The sequence below is a fragment of the Chryseobacterium sp. NG-CE01 genome (assembly GCF_055695505.1).
In genome coordinates this window covers 1,294,443-1,311,192 of the sequence record NZ_CM146369.1, presented here as the reverse complement: position 1 = coordinate 1,311,192, position 16,750 = coordinate 1,294,443, and the positions used below count along the sequence as shown (strand labels likewise).

The 16,750-nt window shown below is 38.7% G+C and carries 12 protein-coding genes; 11 read left to right on the top strand and 1 reads right to left on the bottom strand.

From position 1 onward, the window contains the following. Window positions 1–172: 172 nt before the first annotated feature. The 6 genes from ACYT6F_RS06435 (at window position 173) to ACYT6F_RS06410 (ending at window position 8,820) form a co-directional block, all read left to right on the top strand. Entirely contained in the window at window positions 173–1,579 is a 1,407-nt protein-coding gene (locus tag ACYT6F_RS06435; RefSeq protein WP_472600405.1) for a PSP1 domain-containing protein, read from the top strand. Next, entirely contained in the window at window positions 1,572–2,036 is a 465-nt protein-coding gene (locus ACYT6F_RS06430) for a gliding motility lipoprotein GldH (RefSeq protein ID WP_472600404.1), read from the top strand. The genes ACYT6F_RS06435 and ACYT6F_RS06430 overlap by 8 nt, the downstream gene beginning before the upstream one ends. 6 nt (window positions 2,037–2,042) lie before the next feature. Beyond that, a complete protein-coding gene (locus tag ACYT6F_RS06425; protein WP_472600403.1) occupies window positions 2,043–4,421 on the top strand; it encodes a transglycosylase domain-containing protein in 2,379 nt (792 codons plus the stop codon). Window positions 4,422–4,496: 75 nt separating this feature from the next. Next, window positions 4,497–6,038: a protein adenylyltransferase SelO gene (locus ACYT6F_RS06420; RefSeq protein ID WP_472600402.1), complete on the top strand. Its 1,542-nt coding sequence runs from the start codon at window positions 4,497–4,499 to the stop codon at window positions 6,036–6,038. Window positions 6,039–6,129: 91 nt separating this feature from the next. Beyond that, window positions 6,130–7,470, top strand: coding sequence for a T9SS type A sorting domain-containing protein (locus ACYT6F_RS06415; protein WP_472600401.1), 1,341 nt, complete (start codon window positions 6,130–6,132; stop codon window positions 7,468–7,470). Between the two features lie 75 nt (window positions 7,471–7,545). Continuing rightward, window positions 7,546–8,820 (top strand): DUF6080 domain-containing protein, encoded by a 1,275-nt coding sequence (locus tag ACYT6F_RS06410; RefSeq protein ID WP_472600400.1) that lies wholly within the window; start codon window positions 7,546–7,548, stop codon window positions 8,818–8,820. 105 nt (window positions 8,821–8,925) lie between these two features. Here the strand turns inward: ACYT6F_RS06410 and ACYT6F_RS06405 are convergent, their stop codons facing one another. After that, window positions 8,926–9,465: an SPOR domain-containing protein gene (locus ACYT6F_RS06405; protein ID WP_472600399.1), complete on the bottom strand. Its 540-nt coding sequence runs from the start codon at window positions 9,463–9,465 to the stop codon at window positions 8,926–8,928. Between the two features lie 184 nt (window positions 9,466–9,649). Here ACYT6F_RS06405 and ACYT6F_RS06400 point away from each other — a divergent pair, with 184 nt between their 5' ends. The 5 genes from ACYT6F_RS06400 to ACYT6F_RS06380 are packed head-to-tail and all read left to right on the top strand — an operon-like array spanning window position 9,650 to window position 16,745. Further along, window positions 9,650–11,017, top strand: coding sequence for a c-type cytochrome (locus ACYT6F_RS06400; protein ID WP_472600398.1), 1,368 nt, complete (start codon window positions 9,650–9,652; stop codon window positions 11,015–11,017). 22 nt (window positions 11,018–11,039) lie between these two features. Continuing rightward, window positions 11,040–14,099 (top strand): TAT-variant-translocated molybdopterin oxidoreductase, encoded by a 3,060-nt coding sequence (locus ACYT6F_RS06395; protein WP_472600397.1) that lies wholly within the window; start codon window positions 11,040–11,042, stop codon window positions 14,097–14,099. A 25-nt stretch (window positions 14,100–14,124) separates the two neighbouring features. Next, window positions 14,125–15,522, top strand: coding sequence for an NrfD/PsrC family molybdoenzyme membrane anchor subunit (gene nrfD / locus ACYT6F_RS06390; protein WP_169231793.1), 1,398 nt, complete (start codon window positions 14,125–14,127; stop codon window positions 15,520–15,522). Then, window positions 15,509–16,030: a DUF3341 domain-containing protein gene (locus tag ACYT6F_RS06385; protein WP_066435200.1), complete on the top strand. Its 522-nt coding sequence runs from the start codon at window positions 15,509–15,511 to the stop codon at window positions 16,028–16,030. Before nrfD ends, ACYT6F_RS06385 begins: the two co-directional genes overlap by 14 nt. Continuing rightward, the gene (locus tag ACYT6F_RS06380) at window positions 16,023–16,745 is read left to right on the top strand and encodes a c-type cytochrome (RefSeq protein ID WP_472600396.1); all 723 of its coding nucleotides are present in this window, start codon (window positions 16,023–16,025) and stop codon (window positions 16,743–16,745) included. The genes ACYT6F_RS06385 and ACYT6F_RS06380 overlap by 8 nt, the downstream gene beginning before the upstream one ends. Window positions 16,746–16,750 lie beyond the last annotated feature (5 nt).

Genomic DNA, 16,750 nt, shown 5'->3' with positions numbered 1-16,750 from the left:
AACACTTCAACAAAATTTGATAATAAACCAAACATTATAAGAAACTTAACCATATCTAAATCACCACTTTTAGAGCTTTGTTTAAAACTAAACACCTATGTTTCTGAATATTTCATTATTTTAGACCTCATAAAGATAAAAATCATAAATTTGCAAATTAAATATATTATATATGAGTTGTGGATGTAAAACATCCGGCGATTCTGCACATTCTTGCGGACCCAAGAAGACCGCGAATGGCTGTGAAAATGTAAATACCTGTGGTAATAGTTATAAATTAAGTGTTTTTGACTGGCTTTCCGACATCAACAATCCCGCACCAAACAGATGTGATTTTGTTGAAGTTAGATTTAAAAATGACAGAAAATCGTTTTATAAAAATGTAAATAATATCCCTTTACACATAGGTAGTGTAGTAACAGTAGAATCAAGTCCCGGACATGATGTAGGTGTGATAAGTCTCACCGGCGAACTGGTAAAGATTCAGATGAAAAAGAAAAAATTCTCTGAAGAATCTGTACAGAAAATATACAGGCTGGCCAACCAGAAAGACCTCGAGGTTTGGCAGGAAGCCCGAAAAAAAGAAGAAAACGTAAAGATAGAAGCTCGGAAAATTGCCCATCGACTTGGTCTCGAAATGAAGATCACCGATGTGGAATATCAGGGTGACGCTTCAAAGGTCACATTTTATTACACTGCGGATAATCGCGTAGATTTCAGGCAGTTAATCAAAGAATATGCAGGAGCATTTCGTACCAAGATCGACATGAAACAGATCGGTTTCAGACAGGAAGCCGCAAAAGTGGGAGGAATAGGATCTTGCGGAAGAGAATTGTGCTGCTCAACATGGCTTACGGATTTCAGATCAGTAAACACCAATGTGGCCCGATATCAGCAACTGAGTATCAATCCTCAGAAACTCGCAGGACAATGTGGTAAGCTTAAATGCTGTTTGAATTACGAACTGGACAGCTATCTTGACGCATTAAGTAATTTCCCTTCTTCTTCCACCACACTGGATACTGAAAAAGGAAGAGCGTTCTGTATAAAAATCGACGTTTTTAAGAAGAAAATGTGGTTTGCATACGTTGAAAACTCCATTGCCTGGTACGACTTCGATATTGATCTCGTTAAAAAGCTTATTGCAAAAAACAAACGTGGCGAAAAGACCCTTCCGCTGGAAGACCTGAAGCAACCTGAAACTCCGTTTGCAAGCATAGATCTGATTCAGGAAAATAATGTTGACCGTTTTGAAAAGAAAGGAAGAACAAACAATAAGAACCGGAATCAGAACAGACCAAATAATAACCAGAACAACCAGAATCAGGGACAGAGGAAGAACAACATCAAACCCGAAAGACAGGAACGTTCTGAAAGATCTGACAGACCTCAGAGACAGGAAAAGCAGCAAAACCAGAATCCCAACAATCAGCAGAAACAACAGAAAAACAGCCAACAGCCAAAACCTCAGTTGGAAAAAGTAGAAGCTGCTGTAGATTCTCAGGCAGATAAAAAACCTAACCCGAACAAGAAAAAATTTAAAAAGAAGTTTCCTCCTAAAAAAGACAACAATGCATAAAATCTTAGGATTATTCTCGCTTATCCTTTTCTTCAGCTGCAATTCTTCTTCAACAGAAGAAGTCATCATGAATTCCGTTGATAACAAATGGAATAAGAAAAGCGAACAGAAATTTAATCTTGAAGTTTCGGATCCGCAAAATCCTAAAAATATTATATTTGTTGTAAGAAACAATAACGAGTATCCTTACAGTAATATCAGGTTTATTGTGAATTTTACCGACCTGCAGACTAAAAAAAAACAGACCGACACGCTGAATTATGTTTTGGCAAAACCTAACGGCGAATGGTTGGGAACGGGCTTCGGTGATACAAAGGAAACTTTGTTTCAGTACAGGCTGAACTACAGATTTCCGGCAAAAGGAAAATATGAAATCGGGCTTACACAAGCCATGCGAAACGACATCCTTCCGGGAATTGAAGATATTGGAGTAAAAATAGAAACGGCTAAACCGTAATCATAAATGGAAGTGAACAAACAAAATACAGGAAATAAAGGGAAAACATTCCCTCTTCCTCCTAAGAAGAAAAATACCGGCTGGAAAAAGTGGGTGAAATTTATCTGGGTCGGACTTATTGCTGTAGTATTAGGAATTTCAGGACTTTTCTTTGCTGTTTCCCAAGGTTTTCTCGGGGAAATGCCGGATGTAAAAGAACTTGAAAATCCGGATATTTATGTAGCCTCCGAGATCTATTCTTCGGACGGTGTTTTACTGGGTAAATTTGAAAAGGAAAAAACCCAGCCCATCATTTATAAAGATCTTCCTCCTTACCTTGTTTATGCCTTACAGGCGAAAGAAGATGAACGTTTTAAAGAACATTCAGGGATCGATTTACAATCGGTTGCCAGAGCAGTTGTCTTTCGTGGAGGAAGAGGTGGAGGTTCCACTATTACTCAACAGTTAGCGAAATTGCTTTTCACAGGAAAAAGAGCCGATAATAAAATTAAAGCTGTTTTCCAGAAATTAAAAGAATGGGTTGTTGCCGTAAGTCTTGAAAAGCGATATACCAAAGAAGAAATCGTTACTTTATATTTTAATAAATTCGATTTTCTTTATAACGCCAACGGTATTGAAATGGCATCCAAGATCTATTTTAATAAAAAAACATCAGAGCTTACTTTACCGGAAGCAGCGATGTTTGTGGCAATGCTTGAAAATCCTGTAAAAAATAATCCGATGAGAAATCCTGAAAAAGCAAAAGCAAGAAGGGATGTCGTTTTGGAGCAAATGTTAAAAACAGGATACATTGATCAGGCTACTTATGATAAAGCAATTGGAACTCCTATTACTTTAGATTATCACCCGATCAAAAACATCAATGATGATTATTCCGCTTATTATAAGTTTTATTTAAAAAAGGAAATTGACGCTTATCTGAAGGATTACGAAAAAGAAAACGGCAAAAAGCTGAATCTTTTTAAAGACGGTTTAAAAATCTACGTTACCCTGGACTCTAAAATGCAGAAATATGCCGAAGAAGCAATCAGAGAGCATTTAACAGACCTTCAGAAAAGATTTGATGCCGAACAGAGGGGCAGAAAAGACTGGCCTTTTTATTATCTTAACAGCAAGCAGATCAACGACCTGATGGTTCAGGCTATGAAAAGGACCGGACGATACAAACAGCTGAAAGCAGCCGGAGTTTCCGAAGATTCTATCATGATGGAATTCAAAAAGCCTATCAAAACATCACGTTTCACATGGGCCGGAGAAGAAGAGGTGGAAATGTCACCTTGGGATTCTATCAGATGGCACAAGAAAGTAGCTCAGGCAGGATTAATGTCAATGGTTCCAGGAACAGGAGAAATAAAAGCCTGGGTAGGAGGAATCGACTGGCAGCACTTCCAGTATGATCATATCAAACAAGGAAAAAGGCAGGTAGGATCTACCTTCAAGCCTTTTGTATATGCTACCGCAATTATGAAACTGGGTATGACGCCATGCTCTACCGTTTCTAATGCAAGCTTTAATAAAGGAACTTATCACGTACCGGGAAGAGGCGGAATGCTCACTTTAAAAGACGCTTTAGCACACTCTCAGAACCCTGTAGCATTAAGACTTGCTGAAATGACGACTACACAAAGTGTAATTCAGACGGCGAGAGATCTTGGTGTAACAGAGGAAATTTCCACAAGTCTTCCGATGGCATTAGGTTCATCTGATATTACAATCTACGAGATGGTAGGAGCTTACAGTACTTTTGCCAACTATGGTAACTACAACAAACCGGAGATGATCTGGAGAATTGAAGATGCCAACGGAAGAGTAATTAAGGAAGTAAATGTGGAACCTAAAGAAGTAATGAACCCGCTGTACGCTTATACCATGATTGAATTAATGAAAGGTGTGGCGCAGTACGGTACCGCTTCCGGAGAATTGGGAAGAAAAGGAATTTCAAAAGATATAGAAATTGCAGGTAAAACCGGTACAACCCAGAATAATTCAGACGGATGGTTTATGGGTATTGTTCCGAAACTTGCAACAGGTGCCTGGGTTGGCTGGGAAGACAGAGCGACCCACTTCTACGGAACCGGTGAAGGGCAGGGTGCTAAAATGGCGCTTCCGATATGGGCTATTTTCATGAAGAAAGTATGGGCAGATAAAAGCCTCGGAGTTTCTCCGGACGATAAGTTTGTGAAACCTTCCGAATGGAAAGACGGCTGTTCCAACCTTAAAGGATTAGGCTCAGGCTACGGAGACGATGGCGGACTACAAACCCTGGACGAAATCAAAAACCCAAAACCGATAGAACCTTCCGGACCAAAAACACCGGGCAAAAAAGAAGAAAACGTAAACGAGAATCTTAACAGCAGTGAAGATATAGACTTCAATAATAAATAAATTCTCTTTTAGTAATACACAGGACCTTTCAATGATTTGGAAGGTCTTTTATTTTTTAATTAATACCTTTGATATATGAATATTGAAAACATACAGCAACCTTTTATAAAAAAGTTTCCGGGAGATTTTTCCGGCAACACCATGCAGAGAAATACCCCGAAAGTGTTATTTTCAACAGTAAGCCCTGCAGGTTTTGACCATCCAGAACTTATTGCTTTTAATGAAAAACTATCCGTGGAGATTGGTTTGGGAAAATTTGAAGAAAAAGATCTTGGGTTTTTGGTTGGGAACAACCTTCCTGAAAACATGAAAACCTACTCTACTGCTTATGCAGGACATCAGTTCGGCAACTGGGCCGGACAGCTGGGTGATGGCAGGGCGATACTTGCCGGAGAGATCACCAACGAAGCAGGACAAAAAAATGAGATCCAATGGAAAGGCGCCGGAGCAACTCCGTACTCAAGGCATGCAGACGGAAGAGCCGTTTTAAGATCTTCTTTACGTGAATATCTGATGAGCGAGGCGATGCACCATCTCGGTATTCCTACAACCCGAGCATTAAGCTTAGCACTTACAGGGGAAGATGTCGTAAGAGACATTATGTATAACGGAAATCCTCAAAATGAGAAAGGAGCAGTGGTTATCAGAACAGCAGAAAGTTTTTTACGCTTCGGACATTTCGAACTGATATCTGCCCAACAGGAATATACTACCTTGAAGGAGTTGGCCGACTTTACTATTGCAAATTATTTTAAAGAAATCCAGGCGGAAGGACAGCAGAAATACAAAGATCTTTTTGAAAATATATGCCGCAGAACCGCTGATCTGATGGTAGAATGGTACCGTGTCGGGTTTGTGCATGGTGTAATGAATACTGATAACATGTCGGTTTCAGGCCTTACAATTGATTACGGTCCTTATTCCATGATGGATGAGTACAATCTGAATTTCACACCCAATACGACCGATCTTCCCGGAAGAAGATATGCTTTTGGAAGGCAGGCCCAGATATCTCAATGGAATCTCTGGCAGTTGGCCAATGCGTTGCATCCTTTAATTGAAGATGAAAAATTCCTGGAAGATATACTTAATGATTACGGAAGCTATTTCTGGGAGTCTCATGACAAAATGCTTTGTAAAAAGTTCGGTTTTGATCAATTATTGGATAATGATGACAAATTCTTCACCAACTGGCAAAGTATGATGCAGGATCTTCAATTGGATTATACTCTATTTTTTAATGAACTTGAAAAGTATGATGAACAAAAAGATTTAAGGCAACAGTTTGAGAATGTCTCTTATACATTTTTAAGTGATGAAAAAATTTCCAGATTATCAGATTTTATAAAAGAATACAAGTCAAGATTGGAAAAAAACGGTATTTCAAGAGAAGAGTCTCTGGAGATCATGCATAAAACAAATCCGAAATTTATTCTAAGGAATTATCTGTTGTATCAGTGTATCGAAGAAATCGATGAGGGAAAAACAGATATGCTGGGCAAATTGACTCATGCCCTCGAAAATCCGTACCACACTATTTATCCTGAATTTTCAGCAAAAAGACCATCGGGCTATGATGATGTTTCCGGATGTTCGATGCTTTCCTGTAGTTCATAAATTGAAAATATGCAACAGTAAAAAACTTTTGGTAAATATTTTTGTCATAATTGTTTCTTTTTTTACTAATTTTACAAAAAAAAGAAATCTTATGAAAAGAATTTTACTATCTGCATTTGCATTGGTAATGAGCTCATCTGCTATTGCACAGTATTGGTCAACACAAAATAGTGGTTTTTCAACTGCATCAAGAGGTATTGCAGGACTGGAAGTTTATAATGCCAGTACCGTTTGGGCGTTTGCTTACGATGGGGTCACATCCACAAACAATGTTCAGGAGTTTACAAAAACTTCTAATGGGGGAACAACCTGGACATCCGGAGCGATTGACGTTGGAGATCCTACTTTAACTATTACTAATATATCAGGTGTTAGTGGTACTACAGCTTGGGTAGGGGCTTTATTTTCAAGTGCCTCAGATGGACTGGGAGCTGTTTACAAAACTACAGATGGCGGTATTACCTGGAATCCTCAACAGGCTTTTTCTACATCGGGAGAGTCTTATTTAAATTTCGTACATGCATTTGACGCCAATAATGTTATTGCAGGGGGTGACCCGCAAGGTGGTGAATTTGAACTTTACACAAGTTCCAATGGCGGAACAACATGGTCAAGAGTTGCTGCAGCTAATGTTCCAAATCCTTTGGCCGGCGAATATGGTTATAATGCAGGATATTATGCTGCTGGTAACAATATCTTCTTTTACACCAATAAAGGACGTATTTATAAATCTACCGATAAGGGAGTAACATGGAGCATTGCATTTACCGGTTCAACATATAGCTTAACAGATTTCGGAAGTGCTACCGTAAGTGGAGATATGGCATGGAGCGATGCCAGCAGAGGGATGGTAGTCAAAAAGAATTTTATTGGAAGTACTCCAACAGCTCTCGCACTATACAGAACAACAGACGGCGGAGCATCATGGTCAGCAGTAACATTTACAGGAATTACTGCAGCCAATGCTATAAGTGATATTACATACGTACCAGGTACTAATATTTTAATTGCTACAAGCTCATCAGGAGGATCTTGGAAAAGTATCGATAACGGTTCAACCTGGACTGCAATAGACTCTGGTGTGCAACATTTAGGCGTAAGATGTTCCGATGCCAATAATTGCTATTCGGGTGGATTTAATACTTCATCAACAGTAGGAGGAATGTTTAAATCTTCTCAATCGCTAGGTACAAAGGATTTAAATGCAGCAATCAGCAAATTATCCGTTTATCCTAATCCGACAAAAGGAGACATCAATATCAAATCTGATAAGAAAATAAAATCATCTGAAATTTTAGATTTCAGCGGAAAATCAATATTAAAATCTTCATCAGCTAAAGCAGATATTTCTTCTTTACCAAAAGGAAATTATATGATACAGGTAGAATTTACAGACGGATCTTCTATTTCTGAAAAAATAATTAAAGAATAATTAACTTATTTCAACAAATTCTAAACTCACCAAATTGGTGAGTTTTTTATTTACTTTTGCAGAAAATCTTAGCCGGTGATAAAATTAAAGACAAAATTCATCCATTTTTTTAAATTACTGTTTCCATCCTCAGGAATTGAATTGATCATTTTCCTTTTTTTTCTGGTTGTTTACGGATATCTGGGATCATTCATTGCCATTCATTATAAAATTATTTTTGATTCCAGAATTCCCTGGGATGCGTATTTCAGCTTTGATAACAAATCGATTGTAATGACCGGAGGAAGCTTCGAAAGACATCCTCTATCCTATTATTTTTTCAATTGGATCCGCGAATTGGCATTACTTTTTTCAGACGGCAAAATGAATGGCAACTTTCGGTTTATACTTGCGTGGTTCAGTAATATTGCCGTAAGTCTGAGTGTGCTTCAGGTTTTCAAATACCTGAAAAACATCATAAGACTTCCTTTAATCCTTAGTCTTTTGCTGGTTTTATTTTTCGGGACATTTTCAACGACAATTTTGCTTTCTTTCACTCCTGAAAACTTTACCTATACTCTTTTTTTACTGGCTTTATTTAGTCATTATGCTGCTATAAAACTTCAGAAAGATGAAAAAATTCCGGCTTTGGCGCTGGCTTTTTCAGGAATTACCATTGGAGGGTTAACAGTTACCAATATTGCTAAAGTTTTTATTCCTGTTGCGTTTGAAAAAGGACTTTTCAAAAGCTGGAAAAAATTCGGGAATGCGTTTTTCCGGGGCGCTTTCACTATTCTTTGTTTTGTTTTATTGTACCTGAACAGAATTGATTTTAAATATGAGAATATCTTCAGCAAGACCAACGAGCAATATGAAAAATTCTCAAATGTGAATTCTACGCCGACCTGGGATATGATTCTTTCTTACTTTTTTGGCGGAAATATTTTGTTTTCAGACTTTATAATCCGGGACAAGCACAATATGATGGGCTACCATTACAAAGGTCTTGTGATGACCGTTTACTCATCCTGGATTCCTTATATTTTTATTGTCTTTTTATTGATTCTTTTATTTTGGAGTTATTACAGAAATTTCAAGAACAAGCTGGTGCAGGTACTCATGATTTCGTTTTTGTTTGATATAATTATTCATTGTATTATGAGATTCGGACTTCATACCTCATACATCTACGGAGGGCATTTCGTTTTTGTGTATCCTCTATTGCTGGGATGGCTCTTTTACTGTTATAGAGAGTCGCCGAAAATGCTGTCTTTTTTAACGGTTGCCATGAGCATTTTACTTGTATATGTGGCAACCAATAATTACCTGAGAATGACAGAATTTTTCTGGTTTTTAAACAAATATTATTAACGAAATATAATTCATTTTTAGACTTTTAACCGTTTTTAAATTAGTAGAAATAAAAAAAAAGCTGAGATTTATTTTCTCAGCTTTTATCTTATCAATAACTTTAATTTATTTTGCTTCCGCACAGAAAATTCTGTACTGCACGGCAATTGCCGATTTGAAATATTCTCTTACTTTTGAGAGATCAGATGCAGCGCTTTGTTTTGTAAAATAACTTCCTGCCAGAATCTTATAATTTGGTCTTAGTGAAGCGTCCGTTTCAACCTTCAGGTTTGGAAATCTTTTTCTGAAATACGCTTTTACTTCATTCGCTTCTTCATTGCTTTTCACGGTTGTTATCTGGATCTTGTATCCTAAAATTCTTGGATTTCTCCTGCAAATTTCCGCATTGGTAAGTTCCCTGTTGGGCACGTAAATTTTTGTTGGCTTCGAAGAACCTGCATCATCACCACTATCGTTTGAAACAATCGTATTAGAGGTTCGTGCACATTTGTCTTCAATGCCTTCCAAAGCAGCGCTTACCTTAGAATCCATAGTCATCACCAATTCCGTACCGGCCAAGGTATCCTTTTTCACAATTTGTTGGGCATCAAGAGTATAAAATCCACCAAACAACAATATCGAAAATATTTTAATCAAATTTTTCATTTAAACTTGTTTCCGCAAATTTAGACAAATTAAAAAATTATACCAAATACAGTTATTTAGAATCAATACAAATTAAACGTAAATGATATTTTCCCCTTTCTATATACCGTTAAATTCCTGTTAAATATATTATTTTTGCCGAATTGATTGAATGTTCAATATTTACTAACATAAGATAATTTAAATGATTAGTTGGAGAAAGCATTATAGACAAACGTTGATCGCAATAGGCTTATTGTTATCAACCAGTGCTTCAATTTACGGGCAAGACGGCGATCCTACAAACGGAGAAAAACTTTTCAAAGCGAATTGTACTGCATGCCACGCATTAGACAAACAGGTTGTAGGACCTGCATTGAAAGGTGTGGTTGCAAGACTCGAAACCGAACAGGGGCTTGGGAAAGACTGGCTTCACAAATGGATTAAGAACAACAAAGAGCTAAGAGCCTCTGGTGACAAGTACGCCAATGAAGTTTTCGAAAAATTCAACAAGACTGAGATGCAGGTCTTTCCTAATCTTACCGATAAGGATATTGATGACATCTTAGCATACACAACTAATCCTCCTGCTCCGGCACCTGCAGCAACAGATGCGGCTAAGGATACAGCAAATGCAGGATCTGCAAATGCAGCACCACAGAGCTCTACCACTACCAATGTAGTAATCATTTCACTTTTAGCGATTGCAGGCCTATTGGTTTGGATCCTGTTGAAACTGAGACAATTGGTAAAATTAGGACAGTCTGAAGAATTAGCAGGTCTTAACGAAACAAGAGTAAAATCTTTCCGTGAAATTTACGAGAAATACCACTATATCGGTAAAGGACTTATCGCTATTCTTGCCTTACTGGCAGCATACGGCGTGTGGAACTGGATCATGTGGATCGGGGTTTACAAAGGGTATAAGCCTGAACAGCCTATTTACTTCTCACATAAAATCCACGCAGGAGAGCAGAAGATCGATTGTCAGCTATGTCACTCCAGTGCCAAGTATGGTAAAGTATCTGAAATCCCTTCTATGAACGTTTGTATGAACTGTCACAGAACAATTTCCGAATACAATGCAGAGCACTACATGGAGCCAGGAAAAGATAAAGCTTTCTATGATGGAGAAATTAAGAAAATCTATGCGGCTACAGGTTGGGATCCTGAAAAACAACAGTACACAGGAAAAACTCAGCCGGTTGAATGGACCAGAATCCACAACATGCCGGATTTCGTTTACTTTAACCACTCCCAGCACGTTGTAGCAGGTGAGCAGGCAATCATCAATTCTTTCAACAAAAAGAATCCGAACAACAAAATCGATGTTGTATGTAAAGCTTGTCACGGTAAAATTGATACAATGAATGTTGTTCAGATGGCTAATGACTTCACAATGGGATGGTGTATCGAATGCCACAGAACTACTGAAGTTGATATGAACAACGGTTATAATAAAGAATACTTCAAGAATCTACATGACAAGTTGAAAAAACAATACCCTAAAGATGGTGGTAAGATTACTGTAGATGCAATTGGAGGTCTTGAGTGTGGTAAATGTCATTATTAATAACTAAAAATTAGAAGTATAAATGGCTTCAAACAAAATACAATTTAGAAGTATTCACGAACTTAAAGATCCGGCTTTAAACAATAAGCTGGCTCAGAAAGAGTTCCAGGAAGAAATTCCGGTAGAAGATTTCCTTGGAGATGCTGAAAAGAACGGATCCAGTACTTCAAGAAGAGATTTCTTAAAACTATTAGGATTCTCTACTGCAGCGGTTACATTAGCTGCATGTGAAGCTCCGGTAATCAAAACGATTCCTTATGTGGTAAAGCCGCATGACATCATTCCGGGGATTCCGAACTATTACGCTTCAACATATTTCGATGGTTTTGATTTTGCGAGTGTTTTAGTAAAAACGAGAGAAGGGAGACCTATTAAAATCGAACCAAACCCTGTAGCAGGAGACTTGGGAAAAACAAGTGCAAGAGCGCAGGCTAGCGTACTTTCTCTTTATGATAACGATAAAGTAAAACAACCTAAATTTGAAGGTAAAGACGAAACTTTCGATAAAGTAGACAGCTTCGTTATTAAAGGACTGGAAGAAGCTAACGCGGCAGGAAAAAGAATCGTGTTATTATCACATTCTTTTGCTTCACCTACTTTCAAAAAATTATTTGCTGAGTTTAAAGCAAAATATCCTACAGCAGAATTAGTAACATATGATGCCTATCCTTACGCTGCAGCATTAGATGCAGCCCAGGAAGTTTTCGGAACAAGAGCATTACCTGTTTATGACCTTAGAGGAACTGAATTGGTAGTTTCTTTCCAAGCAGATTTCTTAGGAGATTACAACGGCGGAGGATTAGAATCTTCTTACGCTGCTGCAAGAAAACCGGGGCAAAACATGTTGAGACACATTCAGGTGGAATCAAACATGTCATTAACCGGAGCCAATGCAGATTCAAGAGTAAGATTAAAGCCAAGCCAGGTAAACAAAACTTTAGTTGAAGTATACAATGCAATCGTTGGTGGCGGAACTTCAGATAAAACAGCTTCTGAAATTGCCAAAGAACTACAGGCTAAAGGAAACAAAGCGGTGGTTTTCGCAGACGGTTCGAAAGGAGCTCAGGTTTTAGCACACCTTATCAACCAAAAGCTTGCTTCTACAGCTTTCACAGGTAAAGCAAACCTATTAAAAGAATTTGACAAAGCAAGATTCCAGGAATTCCTTGGATGGGTAAGTGCAGGTCAGGTTGGCGTATTGATCGCCAATAATGTAGATCCTATTTATTCTTATCACAAAGGAGAAGATTTCAAAAAATCTTTAGCAAAAGTTCCTTACGTTATTGCTGTTGCTGATAAGAAAAATGAAATGTACAAAGCAGCGAAAGCTGTAATTCCTGTAGCCAACTGGCTTGAGTCTTGGGGAGATATAGAGCCTCAGACAGGAGTATATTCATTAATGCAGCCAACCATCCAGAAAATCTACAAATCAAGACAGATTGAAGAATCTTTATTGGTTTGGAAAAATGGAAAGAACAATGCTGCCAACAACTACTACGATTATTTGAAAGCGAATGCATCTTCCGTACTAGGAGGAACTTCATTCAACAAAGCTTTATATAACGGATTCAATACTTCTGTAAATGCTACAGCATTATCTTACGCAGGAGGAAATGCCGCTCAGGCAGTTGCTGAATTAGGAAGCTTCAAAGCTTCTGATTTAGAATTGGTATTATACACCAAAACAGCAATGGGAGACGGTACTCAGGCCAACAACCCTTGGCTTCAGGAATTACCGGATCCTATCACAAGAATGTCTTGGGATAACTACCTGACAATTTCTCCGAAAGATGCGGAAAGATTAGGTATAGAAAACGATCTTAATGCAAGAATGCAGCTGGACGGTTCTATCGTAAACCTTACGGTAAACGGAGTTACTATAAAAGATGTTCCTGTATTCATTCAGCCGGGACAGGCAGAAGGATCAGTAGGTCTTGCGCTTGGATACGGTAAGAAAAATTCAGGAGCTACAGCCGACACAGGAGTAAATGCATATCCTTTATTCGATGGATCTAACCTAGTGGTATCTAATGTTAAATTAGAAAAAACAGGTGAAGATCATGAATTCGCAGGGATCCAGCTTCAGAATACATTAATGGGACGTTATGAAATTGCTAAAGAAGTTCCTTTGGCAGATTTCTTAAACGTAGCATTTGATGATGAACACAAAGGATGGAATAAGCCTTTGGAATATCACACCATCAGCGGAGCACTTCCGGCAAGAAAGATTGACCTTTGGGATGCTTTTGATGATACGGACGGACCTCACTTCAACATGTCTATCGACTTAAACTCTTGTACAGGTTGTGGATCATGTATCATCGCCTGCCAGGCAGAGAACAACGTTCCTGTAGTAGGAAAAGAAGAGATCAGAATGTCAAGAGATATGTATTGGTTAAGAATCGACCGTTATTATTCTTCAAGACAGAAAGTGGAGGTATATGAGGGATTAAAAGAAGGAATGGCAGTTCCTGAATTATACGGTACTGCATTCGGTGACGGAGGTGCATTGAACCACCCTGCTGATAATCCTGACGTGATCTTCCAGCCTGTAATGTGTCAGCACTGTAATCATGCACCTTGTGAAACGGTATGTCCGGTAGCGGCTACATCTCACGGTTCTCAGGGACAAAACCATATGGCTTACAACAGATGTATCGGTACAAGATATTGTGCAAACAACTGTCCGTACAAAGTAAGACGTTTCAACTGGTTTACTTATAACCTGAATGACAAGTTCGATTTCAACATGAACAACGATCTTGGAAGAATGGTATTGAACCCAGACGTAGTTGTAAGAACAAGAGGGGTAATGGAGAAATGTTCTTTATGTATCCAGATGACTCAGACTACTATTCTAGAGGCTAAAAAGGAGAATAGAATCGTAAAAGACGGAGAATTCCAGACAGCTTGTTCAAAAGCTTGTACTACAGGATCTATCCAGTTCGGAGACATGAATGATAAAGCATCTGAAGTCAGAAAATTATATGCTGGCAACAGAAGATATTATTTACTTGAAGAGATCGGAACCAAACCAAACGTGTTCTATCATACTAAAGTAAGAAACAGAGTAGAAAAATAAAGTTTAAATAATAAATAGGTAAAAAATGTCAGGACATTACGAAGCTCCGATAAGGGAACCTCTGATTATTGGTCACAAAACTTATCACGATATCACGGAAGATATTGCACGACCTATCGAAGAAAGAGCAGGGAAATTATGGTGGATCTCATTATATGCAGCCTTGGTTCTATTCATCTATGGATTTGGGTGTATCGCTTATACTATCGGAACAGGTATTGGAGCATGGGGGCTTAACAGAACTATTAACTGGGGTTGGGATATTACCAACTTCGTATGGTGGGTAGGTATCGGTCACGCCGGAACCCTAATCTCAGCGGTATTATTATTATTTAGACAGAGATGGAGAATGTCTGTAAACAGATCTGCAGAGGCAATGACGATCTTCGCGGTAGTACAGGCAGCAATCTTCCCGGTAATTCACATGGGTAGAGTTTGGGTAGGATATTGGGTATTCCCTTTACCAAACCAGTTCGGTTCTCTTTGGGGGAACTTCAACTCGCCTCTACTTTGGGACGTATTTGCAATCTCTACATATTTCTCGGTATCTACAGTATTCTGGTTCATGGGTCTTATCCCTGACTTTGCAATGATCAGAGACAGAGCTAAAACGCCTTGGACTAAGAAAATTTATACATTCCTTGCATTCGGATGGGGAGGTAAAGCAAAACACTGGCAGAGATTCGAAGAGCTTTCTTTGGTTCTTGCAGGGTTGGCAACGCCGCTTGTATTCTCGGTACACACCACCGTATCCTTTGACTTCGCAACTTCGGTTATTAAAGGATGGCACTCTACAATCTATCCTCCTTACTTCGTTGCCGGTGCGATCTTCTCAGGATTTGCAATGGTACAGACCCTATTGTTAGTAGCAAGAAAAGTTTGTCACCTTGAAGATTACATCACTATGTATCATATTGAAATTATGAACATCGTAATCATCTTAACAGGAGGTATGGTAACGGTAGCTTATGCCACTGAATATTTTATCGGATGGTATTCCGGCTCAAGATTTGAAGACTTTACTTATCTTTCTCCTGGTGCTGCTGTGGGACCTTACTGGTGGGCTTTCTGGGCGTTAATCACTTGTAACCTTATTATTCCTGCATTATTCTGGTTCAAGAAAGTAAGAACAAATATTATTGCGACTTTTATTATTGCATTAATCATCAACATCGGTATGTGGTTTGAGCGTTTCGATATCATCGTAATCAACCTTTCAAGAGATTACTTACCTGGTTCTTGGACCATGTTTAAGCCAACGATCATTGATGTGGGCGTATATTTAGGAACAATCGGATTCTTCTCTGTATTATTCTTATTATATGCAAGAACATTCCCTGTAATTGCACAGGCAGAATTAAAATCGATTTTGAAAATCTCAGGTGAAACTTATAAAGCAAAAGAAGGAGATGAGCACCACTAAAATTGTATACGGACTTTATGCTGACGACGACGATTTAATGAACGGCGTTAAAGCATTCAACGATAAAGGAATCGCAATCAACGAAGTTTACACTCCGTTTCCGGTTCACGGGCTAGATAAAGCTTTAGGGTTAAAGAAAACAAGAATTTCTGATGCCGCATTTCTTTACGCTCTTTACGGAGTTACGATCGGTGCTACCTTAACCTGGTATGTAATGAATCATGACTGGCCTCAGAATATTGGTGGTAAACCAGCTTTCGACTGGGGACATAACATGCCTGCATTCGTAGTGCCAATGTTCGAGCTTATGGTATTCTGCGCAGCGCACATGATGTCATTAACTTTCCTGGTAAGAAACAAAATGTATCCCGGAGCGCCTGCACAAAACCCGGACCCGAGAACAACGGACGATAAATTTATGATGGAATTTGTAACTGATGATGTAGAATCTGTAAAGCAGTTGCTTATTGAAACCGGAGTTGAAGAAATAACTGTTAAAGATGCTTAAAATGAAAAAGAATGTATTAAAAATTACAGCAGTTTTAGGTTTAACAACAGTTTTACTTAACTCTTGCGGACCGAAAGAAAATACACCCCTGGTATATTTCCCGGACATGTATTTTCCTGTAGCTTACGATCCATTAATGAAAGCTCAGGATGCTTATTCTGATCATGAAAATGAAATTCCTGCTTTTGTAAAAAATAACGGAGCAACAGGCCTTACTCCTGTAGAAGGATCTGTTCCTCAGAATAAAGACGGTATTTTTGAAGAAGGATTACTTCCCAAAACTGTTGACGAGTACAATGCCGGATATGATGCCTCAAAAAGTATGACCGCTTCTCCTTTAAATCCTGCAAACGCTGCAAAGGATCTGGAAAGAGGAAAAATATTATTTGAACATACCTGTGCGGCTTGTCATGGTGTAGGTGGAGACGGACAGGGCCCTATCGTACAGTCCGGAGCATTTTCCGGTGTACCAAACTATGCCGACAGAGAAATTACTGTAGGATCTGTTCATTATGTAATCACAAACGGTAGAAATGCTATGGGATCTTATGCAGGGCAACTAAACGCTGGAGACAGATGGAGAGTGGCTATGTATGTGATGAATGCCTTCAAAAAAGGAGCAGCTGCACCGGCCGCCGCAACACCGGCAGCTACGGCTACTGCGACACCGGCACCGGCAACAACTGAAACTAAGACTACCGAAACTAAAAAATAAGAAAA

Coding starts and splice junctions, on each gene's coding strand:
- ACYT6F_RS06435 (WP_472600405.1), top strand. CDS start 173: ATGAGTTGTGGATGTAAAACATCCGGCGATTCTGCACATTCTTGCGGA.
- ACYT6F_RS06430 (WP_472600404.1), top strand. CDS start 1,572: ATGCATAAAATCTTAGGATTATTCTCGCTTATCCTTTTCTTCAGCTGC.
- ACYT6F_RS06425 (WP_472600403.1), top strand. CDS start 2,043: ATGGAAGTGAACAAACAAAATACAGGAAATAAAGGGAAAACATTCCCT.
- ACYT6F_RS06420 (WP_472600402.1), top strand. CDS start 4,497: ATGAATATTGAAAACATACAGCAACCTTTTATAAAAAAGTTTCCGGGA.
- ACYT6F_RS06415 (WP_472600401.1), top strand. CDS start 6,130: ATGAAAAGAATTTTACTATCTGCATTTGCATTGGTAATGAGCTCATCT.
- ACYT6F_RS06405 (WP_472600399.1), bottom strand. CDS start 9,465: ATGAAAAATTTGATTAAAATATTTTCGATATTGTTGTTTGGTGGATTT.
- ACYT6F_RS06400 (WP_472600398.1), top strand. CDS start 9,650: ATGATTAGTTGGAGAAAGCATTATAGACAAACGTTGATCGCAATAGGC.
- ACYT6F_RS06395 (WP_472600397.1), top strand. CDS start 11,040: ATGGCTTCAAACAAAATACAATTTAGAAGTATTCACGAACTTAAAGAT.
- nrfD (WP_169231793.1), top strand. CDS start 14,125: ATGTCAGGACATTACGAAGCTCCGATAAGGGAACCTCTGATTATTGGT.
- ACYT6F_RS06385 (WP_066435200.1), top strand. CDS start 15,509: ATGAGCACCACTAAAATTGTATACGGACTTTATGCTGACGACGACGAT.
- ACYT6F_RS06380 (WP_472600396.1), top strand. CDS start 16,023: ATGCTTAAAATGAAAAAGAATGTATTAAAAATTACAGCAGTTTTAGGT.